At 65.8% G+C, this 11232-nt stretch carries 10 protein-coding genes; 5 read left to right on the forward strand and 5 right to left on the reverse strand.

Features of this window, described 5'->3' with window-relative positions; translation table 11 throughout:
* Positions 1-1721: TonB-dependent receptor plug domain-containing protein (locus VK533_RS14820; RefSeq protein WP_324379007.1), on the reverse strand; the 1721-nt coding region annotated here is incomplete at its 3' end.
* 703 nt (positions 1722-2424) lie between these two features.
* Positions 2425-2868, reverse strand: a complete 444-nt coding sequence (locus VK533_RS14825; protein ID WP_324379009.1) for a hypothetical protein — start codon at positions 2866-2868, stop codon at positions 2425-2427.
* Positions 2869-3292: 424 nt separating this feature from the next.
* Here VK533_RS14825 and VK533_RS14830 point away from each other — a divergent pair, with 424 nt between their 5' ends.
* Complete coding sequence (locus VK533_RS14830; RefSeq protein ID WP_324379011.1) at positions 3293-4318, forward strand: AraC family transcriptional regulator; 1026 nt, start codon at positions 3293-3295, stop codon at positions 4316-4318.
* Between the two features lie 55 nt (positions 4319-4373).
* On the opposite strand, the gene VK533_RS14835 is transcribed toward VK533_RS14830, so the two are convergent.
* Positions 4374-5357, reverse strand: coding sequence for a zinc-dependent alcohol dehydrogenase family protein (locus VK533_RS14835; protein WP_324379012.1), 984 nt, complete (start codon positions 5355-5357; stop codon positions 4374-4376).
* Positions 5358-5408: 51 nt separating this feature from the next.
* The gene (locus VK533_RS14840) at positions 5409-7589 is read right to left on the reverse strand and encodes a copper-transporting P-type ATPase (protein ID WP_414712319.1); all 2181 of its coding nucleotides are present in this window, start codon (positions 7587-7589) and stop codon (positions 5409-5411) included.
* Positions 7590-7814: 225 nt separating this feature from the next.
* Here VK533_RS14840 and VK533_RS14845 point away from each other — a divergent pair, with 225 nt between their 5' ends.
* The 4 genes from VK533_RS14845 (at position 7815) to VK533_RS14860 (ending at position 10777) form a co-directional block, all read left to right on the forward strand.
* Positions 7815-8375, forward strand: coding sequence for a cysteine hydrolase family protein (locus VK533_RS14845; protein WP_324379014.1), 561 nt, complete (start codon positions 7815-7817; stop codon positions 8373-8375).
* Positions 8372-9382: a GlxA family transcriptional regulator gene (locus tag VK533_RS14850; RefSeq protein WP_324379016.1), complete on the forward strand. Its 1011-nt coding sequence runs from the start codon at positions 8372-8374 to the stop codon at positions 9380-9382. The genes VK533_RS14845 and VK533_RS14850 overlap by 4 nt, the downstream gene beginning before the upstream one ends.
* Positions 9383-9532: 150 nt before the next feature.
* Positions 9533-10081, forward strand: coding sequence for a PEPxxWA-CTERM sorting domain-containing protein (locus tag VK533_RS14855; protein WP_324379018.1), 549 nt, complete (start codon positions 9533-9535; stop codon positions 10079-10081).
* A 93-nt stretch (positions 10082-10174) separates the two neighbouring features.
* A complete protein-coding gene (locus VK533_RS14860) occupies positions 10175-10777 on the forward strand; it encodes a PEPxxWA-CTERM sorting domain-containing protein (RefSeq protein ID WP_324379020.1) in 603 nt (200 codons plus the stop codon).
* A gap of 25 nt (positions 10778-10802) precedes the next feature.
* On the opposite strand, the gene VK533_RS14865 is transcribed toward VK533_RS14860, so the two are convergent.
* Positions 10803-11232: CHAT domain-containing protein (locus VK533_RS14865; RefSeq protein WP_324379021.1), on the reverse strand; the 430-nt coding region annotated here is incomplete at its 5' end.

Raw genomic sequence — 11232 nt, forward strand, 5'->3', positions numbered from 1 at the left:
CGGCCGCGCGCATAGGTCATATACAGGCTCGTCTCGGGGGCCACTTCGTAGCGCGCGGTGGTCCGCCAGGCGAAGCCGCCATCCCGCAGCGACGCGGTTTGGTCGGAACCATTCCCGGCGGTAGGCTGCAACGACAATCCGAACAATGGAACGGGGAAAGCCGCGGAAGAGGGAATGCTCGCTGCACCGGGGGTCGCCAAAGCGGCGAGCAACGCGTCGCGAACGGCAGGAGGTCGCGTCAACCCCGCAAGAAAACCGCCCAGGATCGAACGGCCATTGAGCAATGCGGAGGAATAGGACGAGATTTTGTCGTCGCGCGAATAGCGCACACCCGCCCCAAGCTCGATCCCGGCGCCGACCCGATAGGCGACGTCGCCGAACAGATCGATCGAGTGTGTGCGCGAACCGTTGGTGCTCGTTTCCAGATGCTGTGGCTTGAGATTGGCGGCGATCGCCAGCGCCTCGGCGGGCGAAAGTGCCGCGCCCGTCGATGCCGCGACCGCCTGCAATAACGCCGCCGTGAACCGGCTGTCGGAGAACAAGGCGGCGGGCGCCGGATCGGTGGCAGGCCGCTCCGCCATTCCGCCGTTCAGGGCGCCGGCCAGCCGGGCGAGCAGCATGCGTTCGTCGAACATCGCAGGCGTGCGCTGCGACGCGCTTTCGCGGAGATAATTGGCGCCGGCGAACGCGGTCAGCGCGTCCGTCTGATAGGTCAGGCGCAACTCCTGGCTGGCCTGCCGCCCCGCCGCATCCTCCGCCGCGGTGAGCAATGGCAGCGAAAGGCCATCCGCATCGAAGCGTTCGTGCGCGTTGAACCGGCGGTAGCTCGTGCTCGAATTGAGCGTCATCGTCCCGCTCAGCCGGTAGGATGCCAGGCCGGTCAGGCCCCAGATAGTGCGGTTCAGCCCGAGCGGCCTGTCCCCGTCGAACCCTGGCGCGGTTGCCAATGCGGCCCCGCTGGTGCGGCCGAGATCGCCGATAACGGCGCCCGTAACCGGATCGGTGGGGCGATAGGTGATCGACTTGAACGATGTGCCGCTCGGCTGGTCATGTTCGTACGAGGCGATCAGGTCGATCGCGGCTGCGCCCCTCGCGGCATGCAATGAGGTGCGCAGCGCGCGCGTATTCACCGAATCGAAGTCGTCGCCCCCCAACAGGTTGCGGATATCGCCGTCGCGCACCCGGTAGCGGCCGGCGACGCGGAGCGCCGTGTCTTCGCTCAGCGGCAGGTTGACCATCGTGTCGACCGTCAGCGCGTCGTCATTGCCGCGATCGACCCGCAGCCGCGCGGCGAACGCTGCGGGATCGGCCTTGTTGTCGACGATGTTCACCGTTCCGATCAGCGCGGCGCGCCCGTAGAGCGTCGATTGCGGCCCCCGGGCTACCTCGATCCGCGCGATATCGAATGGTTCGATATAGGAACCGCGCGACCGGGAGATCGAGACGCCGTTTTCGAGGATCGAGACGCGCGCCTCGTCGAACGAGGCGCCGCTGTCGGACGTGATGCCGCGTATCCCGAAGCCCGGATCGTTCGGCGATTGCGCCTGCACCTGAAGGCCCGGCACAAGGCTGCCGGCATCTTCGAGCGTGTCGAGGTGATATCGCGCGATATCGTCGGCGCTCAGCACGTTTAGCGAAATCGGCACATCGGTGCGGGGTTGGTCGCGCAACTGGGCCGTGACGATGAGTTCGCCTTCGTCGATCGGCGGCTTAGCCGCCATTGCCGGCGGGACAAGGCTGGCGGCCGCCATCATTCCCAAGGCTTTGCCGACGGCCCCGTAACTGCCCCGATCGCTTGTCTTGCCCGGCGATGTCCGTCGGGCAGGGCGGGAGGTCATGCTGTATTCGATGCAGTCGGCATGCCGATGCCAGGCCCGCTCAAACCGCTCCTCCAACAGGATATGCCATTGGCAGGCCGCCTCCCTTCGGTCTCGTTTGAGCAGGCCATGCCACGGAGATCGTCAGGGAAAAATCCTGTTCAGCCGGTTCTGACGCAATGGGGCGGGTTTTGAGACGGAGATGTAAGAATTCTCGTTCCAAACGAGGCACCGGACTATGGGCGCATCATAGCCGCTTGCGCGACGCGCCACGTCATGCCCGGCGTGCCCCGAAACCGATCGGTGCCCTTACGCGAGGGTTTCCGCTAGATATTTTGCCTTATTCGCAGGACTTCCAAGCGATGGTTTTCCCGGATGAGACGCACTTGGTTGCGCGCATGCGCTTCAGCACCGCTTTCCCCTACCGCAGGAGCAATCGCGCCACGCCCGCGCTTGCGGAGACCGAGACGATGCCAGCTACGCGCCGTGCGATTTCTAAACATAGTGTACCTTCGTGCATTGGACTGCTGACACCGCAATAGCGGGCCTGATCGTCGTGCCGGTCCCACCAGCGTATCAATTTTTTCCGGTTTTTTACGTCGCCGTCTCAATCTGCGCATCCGGCCGTGACGACTTTGACGCTGGCATCTTCGATGTGCGCATAACCATTCCCTTGGACGAGGGCGTAATTGGCTCCTTCGAAGTCGATGCTTCCAGTGCCGCCGAAGGTGAGCGGCATCACCAGCTGCAGGCAGCTTGAACGGGAGTTTCGGAAAAAGAGCCTTAGACCCCCATGGATATCGGCACAGGTCGTGGCGATCTGAAGATAGCTCTCGCTGCCGGGCGTGTTTGCGAGCGTCGTGACCTTTGATCCGGACGCGTTGAATATGTCGATCGCGTAAGCGGCATCATACAGATAGTCGCTGCATTCGGTCGTGCAGGGGAAGAAACCGTCGTCGAGCGTGAACGAACCGGAAAAGCTGCCGCCCGATAGGGTTGCGCTGTCGCCGATCGCTCGAAAGGTTCCGGAAATCTCGTAAGTGCTCGCCATCGATGCCGACGACCATCCTGCCGCCAACACGACGGCAGTTCGTGCAAAAGCTCCAGGGCTCGTCGTATTTCTCTCCACGCGACAAATCCGCGGCGGCAATTGGGGTCTGTATGGACGTTCGAAGGCTGGGCGGCCGTCGCGTGGGGTGCGCTGGCCGCCCAAACCCCTCCCGGGGGGGAAGGTGCCTCCAGGGGCGTCGGCGATCGATGTGCGTGCCAAAATCGTCGCCGCTCCCCAGTTGATAGCGCGAAAAAGCCTTTGGGGACGCTCCCGCGCTGCCTTTTGAAACCTACAGATTTTCTCGGATTGGCGATTCCGCGATCATCTCGTTTGACCCGCGCTACTTTCACCGACGTCTCAAAATTGCTCCGGCGATTTGCGTGGCTTGCGTAACGTGTGACAGATTGCGCTCAGGTTTGGGGATGTGACGGACGAAAACGACGCCAGGATCGCGACGGCACATTTCGACGGCAATGCGTTGCCGCCGGAGCAGCGGCTTGCGGCCTGGTCGCAGCTGACGCCCGGTTATGATCCGATCCTGCCGCCGGGCGTCGGGGTGGAGGATTTTCGCATCGATTGCAGCGGCTGGCTGCTCGACGATCTGGTCGTCACCCACAACAAGGTGTCCGCGATCGAGATCGCCCGTACGCCCGCCCATCTCGTCACCTATCGGCGCGATACTTATACCTTCATCCTTCTGACGCGCGGGCGTTGGTGGGCCGAGCTCGATTACGGCACGATCAATGTTGGCAGCGGCCAGGTCTGCATCATGGATTTCTCGGTGCCGTGGCACGTCTATGGCGTGGCGCAGGAGAATATCATGCTGGTCGTGTCGCGCACCCTGGTTGATTCAGCCGTGCCCAACGCGCCGCGTCTGCATGGCCGGTTGTTGGAGGGCGCTGGCGGCCGCCTCTTCGCCGAACACATGATCGCGCTGAGCCGGCATCTGCCCGAAATGCGGGCGCGCGACATCTCGCTGGTACGCGAGGCGACGCTCGGATTGCTGGTCGGCGCGGTGGCGGCGCTTTCGCCCGAGCAGTCGGGCCCGCGGCTGCGTGCTTCGCGCACCACCTCGGCCGCGAAGATCAAGGACTTCATCGATGGCCATCTCACCGCGCCCGATCTGGGCATCGGGCGCATCTGTCGCGATCTCGCGGTGACGCGGCCGACTTTGTACCGCGCGCTCCATGATGTCGGGGGAGTCGCCAATTATATTCAACGGCGGCGGCTGGAGGCGGCGCACGCGCGGCTGTCGGATTCGGAAGAGACGCGGTCGTTGGCGGATCTGGCCGACGAATATTGTTTCAGCAGCCCGGCGCATTTCAGCACCGCCTTCCGTCGCCGCTTCGGCTATGCGCCTCGCAGCGCCAAGGGCGCGCCGATGCGTCCGGCCGACGCGGCTGGTCTGTTCCAGCGCTGGGTCTCGGTCCTCAAGGAAGACGACGCCTGACGTTGTCTTCGCCCATATGTGGTGGGGCTATTGTTTTGCGCCTAGTTCGCCGGCTTCAGGGCACCAATACCGCTGCGCCTTCGAACCGCCCGGCCCGCAAATCTTCAAGCGCCTCGTTGGCCTGTCTGAGCGGGTAAGCCGTGGTGTGGGTGACGATACCGATCTCCGGCGCCAGAGCCAGGAAATCGAGCCCGTCCTGCCGGGTAAGGTTGGCCACCGATACCAGCTCACGCTCTTCCCAAAGCGTCTGATACTGGAAGCTCGGAATGTCGCTCATGTGGATGCCGGCGCACACCACCCGGCCGCCCTTGCGTACAGCTTTAAGGGCCACCGGCACGAGATCGCCGACGGTCGCGTAAATGATCGCTGCGTCGAGCGGTTCCGGCGGTAACTCGTCGGATCCGCCGGCCCATGTGGCGCCCAGTTCGCGCGCAAAGGCCTGGGTTGCCTCATCACCGGGTCTGGTGAAGGCGAACACCGATCGGCCCTGCCACCGCGCGACCTGCGCCACGATATGCGCCGCCGCACCAAAGCCGTAGAGGCCAACCCGTTGTGCTTTCCCGGCAATTACCAGCGATCGCCACCCGATCAGCCCCGCGCAGAGCAGGGGCGCGAGCGCAACATCGTCACCCGCCTCGCCGAGCGGGAAGGCGAAGCGGGCATCGGCAATGACCGCCGTCGCAAAACCGCCATCGCGGGTATAGCCGGTGAACAGCGGCCGATCGCACAGATTCTCTCGCTGTTCGACGCAATAGCGGCACACGCCACATGTGTGACCTAGCCATGGCACGCCGACGCGCTCGCCGATCCGCAAATTGCTGACCCCGGCGCCGAGCGCCTCGACCCGGCCGACAATCTCATGGCCTGGAATGATCGGGACATGTTCGGCGGGCAACTCGCCGTCGAGAACATGGAGGTCGGTGCGGCATACGCCGCACGCGGCCACCTTAATACGGATTTCGCCCGGGCCCGGCTGCCGGTCGGGCAGCTCCGTCCATTCGAGCGGCCCGCCGATCTTGTTCATCACCATCGCGTGCATGCGGCTTCCCCAATGTTCAACAGGATCTGGCGTGGTGGCGGCATCCGATTTTCATAGCTTTACCGAATTCAGCCTGAGCGCGTTCGTCACGACCGTGAACGAAGAGAGCGCCATCGCGGCCCCCGCCAGCATCGGCGACAGCAACATGCCCGCCACAGGATAGAGGACGCCCGCCGCGATCGGCACGCCGACCCCGTTGAACACGAAGGAGAAGAGCAGATTCTGGCGAATGTTGCGCATCGTCGCCCTGGCGAGGCGGCGCGCGCGCACCATCGCCGCCAGATCGCCCTTGGTGAGGGTCAGGCCAGCGCTCTCGATCGCGATGTCCGTGCCCGTTCCCATGGCGACGCCAACGTCGGCGGCGGCCAGCGCCGGCGCGTCGTTGATGCCGTCGCCCGCCATCGCCACGACCGCGCCCTTGGCCTTGAGCTCGGCGACGATCCGCGCCTTGTCTTCGGGCTTGAGATCCGCATGGACCTCGTCGATGCCGCCGATGGCTTTCGCCACCGCCTCGGCCGTGGCGCGGCCGTCGCCGGTCAGCATGACGATGCGCAGGCCTTCGCCATGGAGATCGGCGATCGCGGCGGCCGCGGAGGCCTTCACCGGATCGGCGACCGCGACGAGGCCCGCGAGGTGCCCTTCCAGAGCCACGAACATGACGCCCGCACCCGTCCCTCTCAGCGCTTCCGCGCGCACCCGCAAAGCCTCGGCGTCGGCGCCGACGGCCTTCATCATCGCGGCATTGCCGACGGCGACCGTGCGGCCCGCCACGCTTGCCGACACGCCGGCGCCGGTGGTCGAACTGAAATCCACCGCCTCCGCCACAGTCAGCCCGCGCGCTGTCGCCCCGACGACGATGGCCTGGGCGAGCGGATGCTCCGACCGCGCCTCCACCGCCGCGGCGAAGGCCAGCAGTTGATCCTCGCCGATCCCGTCCAGCGCCTCGACCGCGACGAGCCGCGGCTTGCCCTCGGTCAGCGTGCCGGTCTTGTCGATCACTAACGTGTCGACCTTGTCCAGCGCCTGCAGCGCCTCGGCATTCTTGACCAGCACGCCCGCCTGGGCGCCGCGCCCCGTGCCGACCATGATCGACATGGGCGTCGCCAGACCGAGCGCGCAGGGACAGGCGATGATCAGCACCGAGATCGCGTTCAGCAGCGCATGACCGAAGCGCGGCTCGGGCCCGGCCAGGTTCCAGACCACGAAAGTTATGAGCGCGATCACCACCACCAGCGGCACGAACCAGCCCGATATCCGGTCGGCGATCGCCTGGATCGGCGCGCGGCTGCGCTGCGCTTCCGCGACCATCCGCACGATCCGCGCCAGAACGGTGTCGGCGCCGATCGCCCGCGCCGTCATGACGAGGCTGCCGGTGCCGTTCATCGTGCCGCCGGTGAGCGTTGCGCCTGCGTCCTTCGCGATCGGTGCCGGTTCGCCGGTGAGCATCGATTCGTCCACGAACGAATGGCCCTCGGCCACCACGCCATCGACAGGGATCGCCTCGCCGGGGCGGATCCGCAGCAGATCGCCTGCGCGGACCTGGGCAAGCAATATCTCCTCCTCGCCGCCGTCGGGGCCGATACGCCGCGCCGTCTTCGGCGCCAGATTCAGCAGCGCGCGGATCGCCCGGCCGGTCGCGGTGCGCGCCCGCAATTCGAGCACCTGCCCAAGCAGGACGAGGGTTACGACCACTCCCGCCGCCTCGTAATAGACCGGAACGGTTCCGTGCATGCGGAACGTCGGTGGAAACAGCCCTGGCGCGACGGTCGCGACGAGACTGTAGAGGAAAGCCGCGCCGACCCCGATCGAGACCAGGGTGAACATGTTGAGGCGCCACGTCCGGATCGACGTCCATCCCCGCACGAAGAACGGCCATCCGGCCCAAAGCACGATCGGCGCGGTCAGCGCCAGCTGAACCCACGCCGACCAGGCCGGCGGCACGACATGCACGCCGAGCATTTCCGCCACCATCGAGATCGCCAGCAGCGGGACGGCGAGCGTGCCGGCAACCCAGGTCCTGCGCGTGAAGTCGACCAGTTCGGGGTTCGGGCCGTCATCGAGGCTCGGCTCCTCAGGCTCGAGCGCCATGCCGCAGATCGGGCAGGTGCCGGGCGCATTCCGACGGATCTGCGGATGCATCGGGCACGTCCAGACTGCGGCCAGCATTTTGGCCTGCGGAACGGTCGCTCGCGCCCCGAATGACGGCGGCTTGGATGGCGCGGTTGCCGGCATAGCTCCGTCACCTTTCAGTGCCGAGCACCACGCGGCGGCCTCGGGACGGTCCCCACATAGGCGCGATCGGATCGGGACGCTAACGATCCTCTGCAGCGGCGTCGGCTGCTATAGTTGTTCGCTGGTGTGGCGTGTTTTGTCCCATAGTCGTCCGGAGGCGGCCTTTTATCCGGTTGATGTGGTTCTAGGCTAACGCCTACATCACATCCGACGGAGAATCGCAAAATGTCCCATGCCGCTCTGATCGTCATAGACGCGCAGGAATCGTTCCGCCATCGGCCTTATTTCCGCGAGGAGGATGTCGCGCTCTATATCGAGTGCCAGCAGGCGCTGATCGACGGTGCCGTCGCCGCCGGCATCCCCGTCGTCCGGATCTTCCATGTCGAGGAGCAGGGGGCTTTCTCCGAAGCCTCGGGCCTAGTCCGCACGCTCGAGCCTTTGCGCATCGGGCCCGTCGCGACCTTCCGCAAGCGCCGCCACAGCGCTTTGGTCGGCAGCGGTCTCGACGTGTGGCTGACTGAGCATGGGATTCGCCGTTTGATCGTCTCCGGCATCCGTACCGAGCAATGCTGCGAGACGACGACGCGCCACGCGTCCGACCTCGGCTATGAGGTCGACTATGTCGGCGAGGCGACCCTGACCTTCGCGATGACCGCCGCCTCGGGCCGCGTCTACAGCCCGGCCGAGATCCGCGAGCGCACCGAACTCGTGCTGGCGGATCGCTTCGCGCGCATCGCCACGGTCGAACAGGCACTTGCCGGACGCCCCGAGGCGCTCGCCGCATGATCGAGCCGGTGCCCACGGCGCGCACGATAAACGTGTTCGTGGTCGTGCCGCCGCGCGTGCTGCTGCTCGACGTCGCCGGCCCGCTCGAGGTGCTGCGCAAGGCCAATCTCGAGCAGGCCGCGGTGCATTTCACCGTTTCCTATGTCGGCCCGCGCGCGACCGGCGGCAGCTCGATCGGGCTCGAACTCGGCGGCATCGCGCGGCTGCCCGACGCATTGCCGCCGGACGCGCTGGTGGTGGTGCCGGGCGCGACCGACGCACCGCTCGGCCAGCCTGTGGCGACGCCCGCGGACGATGCCGCCGCCGAGGCCACGATCGTCGCCTGGCTGGCGAACGTGGTGCAGCCCGGCATACGCCTCGTCTCGACCTGCTCGGGTGCGTTGCTCGCCGGGCGCGCGGGCCTGCTCGACGGCTATGCCTGCACCACGCACCACGGCAGCATCGCCGAGCTGGTCCGCACCGCGCCCCGGGCAAGGGTCCTCGAAAACCGCCTGTTCGTCGACGACGGCGCGCGCCTGACCAGCGCCGGCATCACCGCCGGTATCGATCTTATGCTGCACCTCGTCGCGCAGGAGGCGGGCCATGCCACCGCGCTCGCGGTAGCGCACTATCTCGTCATCTATCTGCGCCGCAGCGGCGCCGATCCGCAGCTCTCGCCCTGGCTCGAAGGGCGCAACCATATCCACCCCGCGATCCACCGCGCGCAGGACGCGGTCGCCGCCGATCCCGCGCGCGACTTGTCGGTCGCGGCGCTCGCCGACATCGCGGCGGCCAGCGCCCGCAACCTCTCCCGCCTCTTCAACGAACAGACCGGGCTGACCGTCACCGATTACGTCAACCGGATGCGGATCGCGCTCGCCCACGAACTGGTGACCGCATCGCAGCTCAGCATGGAGCTGGTCGCCGAACGCGCAGGCTTCAGCTCCGCCCGCCAGTTCCGTCGCGCTTGGAATCGCCTCTACCAGATGTCGCCCAACCGCTTACGGCAGGTGCGGGCGATACGCTGAGTCTAAAAGCGCTTGGTCGTCCGCAATCGCGGGCGATCATTACAATTGCTGTAATACTAGTTTCTCGGCCTGATTCAGTCGGTCGAAGTATATCTCAACCCCGGTGTGCATGATAACACGCTGTGTATAGATTGTGCTTGGGGGTTGGTGATGAAGTTTGCTTTGATTTTAGCTGCGACAGCGGTGCTCGCGTGCGGGTGGCATGATCGGGCCGCCGCGACGGATTATCACTTCACCATCACAGGGGCGGGCATCAGCGCCAGCGGAACCGTGACGGTGGATGAGACAATACCGTTCGCCAACGCCTATCCGTGCGGTACCTGCGCCACCGGGCCGGGCTATCTGGTGACCGGAATATCGGGCTTCATCAACGGCGACCCGATTACGGGCGTGGCGCCGCTCGGATCGATCGCGGGTAATAACAACCTACTCTATCCGACATCGAACCCAACTCTGGATTGGGGCGACCTCGGCTTCATCACCGCGACGACGTCTTACGATGCGTTCAACGCCAATTATCGGGGTCATCCCGGCGATTATCTCGCGTTCGGCAATGGCGACATTTACCAGCACCCGATCAGCTTCGCGCTGTCGTCGGCGGTTCCGGAACCGGCAAGTTGGGCTTTGATGCTGGGCGGGTTCGGCATGGTCGGCGGTGCGTTGCGCGGCCGCAAGCGGGCAAGCCCGCGCTTCGCCTGAACCGCGATGCGAAGGCTCGCACAGAGCCGTCGTCTCCATTCGATCGATTGGCCATCTCGCCCAAGGCGCGGCCGCACACACAGGGGGAATATCATGTTCAAGTATTTTGCAGCGGCGTTTCTGACGGGCGCGGCATGCGCGATGCCGGCGCGGGCCACCGATTTCGTGGATCAGAGTGACCCGGTCGCCAATGCCTTCATGGCCGGCTTTTCGCAGGGTGGCCTTGCTCAATCGTTCGCTCCGTCGGGCTCGAACGTGTCGGGTGCCGGGCTATTCCTTGTTAGCGGTGTCGGCACCACCGACACTGTCACGATCAGCCTGTGGACCGATCTCCCCAATCAGTTCGGGGCGACCTTGCTTGCGTCGGCATCGACGATGGGCAGTGTAGGCAGCTGGGCGGACGTGTTCTGGGCGCCGGTTTCGGTGGCGGCGAACCAGACTTATTTCCTGGTATTCTCCGGCAACAACACGCTCGGCGCCGCCGGCGACACGCAGAACAATTATGTATTCGGCAACACCTACGCCAACTCCAGCTTCGATTCTTATCCGGGCTATGACTACACCTTCCGCACCTACTCCAGCGATGCGGTCTCGCCTTCGCCGGAACCGGCGAGCTGGGCCTTGATGGTCGGCGGGTTCGGCATGGTTGGCGGTGCGCTGCGCAGCCGCCGGAAGACGAGCCTCAGCTTCGGCTGAGGTTGGGCGCGCGCAATGCGCGCGCCTACCGTTCCAGCAAGGTGAACGGCGCCCACAAGGCCGGGTTCGCCGCGCCGGCCGACCGGTCCGCCAGCAACGCCAGTTCCGCCTGACGCAACGCCTGCGGTTTGCTCATCGTGCGGCTGCCGGCGAGCGTCGCCACCGTCAGCCGTGCCGCAACATCGTCGCGCACGCGCCACATCGACACCAGCAGCGATCGCCCGCCCGCCTGGAAGAAGGCACGCGCAAGCCCGGAATAGACCGGCGCGGCTGCGGCTTCCGCGCCGGCGCTGTCGCAGCCCGACAGCACAACCCATTCGGCATCGAGCCGCAACGTCGATGCTTCGGATGCGGTCAGCAGTCCGTCGTCGTGCGCAGTCGCGATGGCCGGCGGCGTCAGCACCAAAGCCGATTCGCCGAGAACGCCGTTGCCGATCAGGCCGTGGGTCGCGAAC

It is taken from the genome of Sphingomonas sp. (assembly GCF_035317925.1).
Taxonomy (GTDB): domain Bacteria; phylum Pseudomonadota; class Alphaproteobacteria; order Sphingomonadales; family Sphingomonadaceae; genus Sphingomonas_I.

Excerpts from the sequence above, each read along its gene's own strand:
- VK533_RS14825 (WP_324379009.1), bottom strand. The coding sequence starts at position 2,868 with ATGGCGAGCACTTACGAGATTTCCGGAACCTTTCGAGCGATCGGCGAC.
- VK533_RS14835 (WP_324379012.1), bottom strand. The coding sequence starts at position 5,357 with ATGCACGCGATGGTGATGAACAAGATCGGCGGGCCGCTCGAATGGACG.
- VK533_RS14840 (WP_414712319.1), bottom strand. The coding sequence starts at position 7,589 with ATGCCGGCAACCGCGCCATCCAAGCCGCCGTCATTCGGGGCGCGAGCG.
- VK533_RS14845 (WP_324379014.1), top strand. The coding sequence starts at position 7,815 with ATGTCCCATGCCGCTCTGATCGTCATAGACGCGCAGGAATCGTTCCGC.
- VK533_RS14850 (WP_324379016.1), top strand. The coding sequence starts at position 8,372 with ATGATCGAGCCGGTGCCCACGGCGCGCACGATAAACGTGTTCGTGGTC.
- VK533_RS14855 (WP_324379018.1), top strand. The coding sequence starts at position 9,533 with ATGAAGTTTGCTTTGATTTTAGCTGCGACAGCGGTGCTCGCGTGCGGG.
- VK533_RS14860 (WP_324379020.1), top strand. The coding sequence starts at position 10,175 with ATGTTCAAGTATTTTGCAGCGGCGTTTCTGACGGGCGCGGCATGCGCG.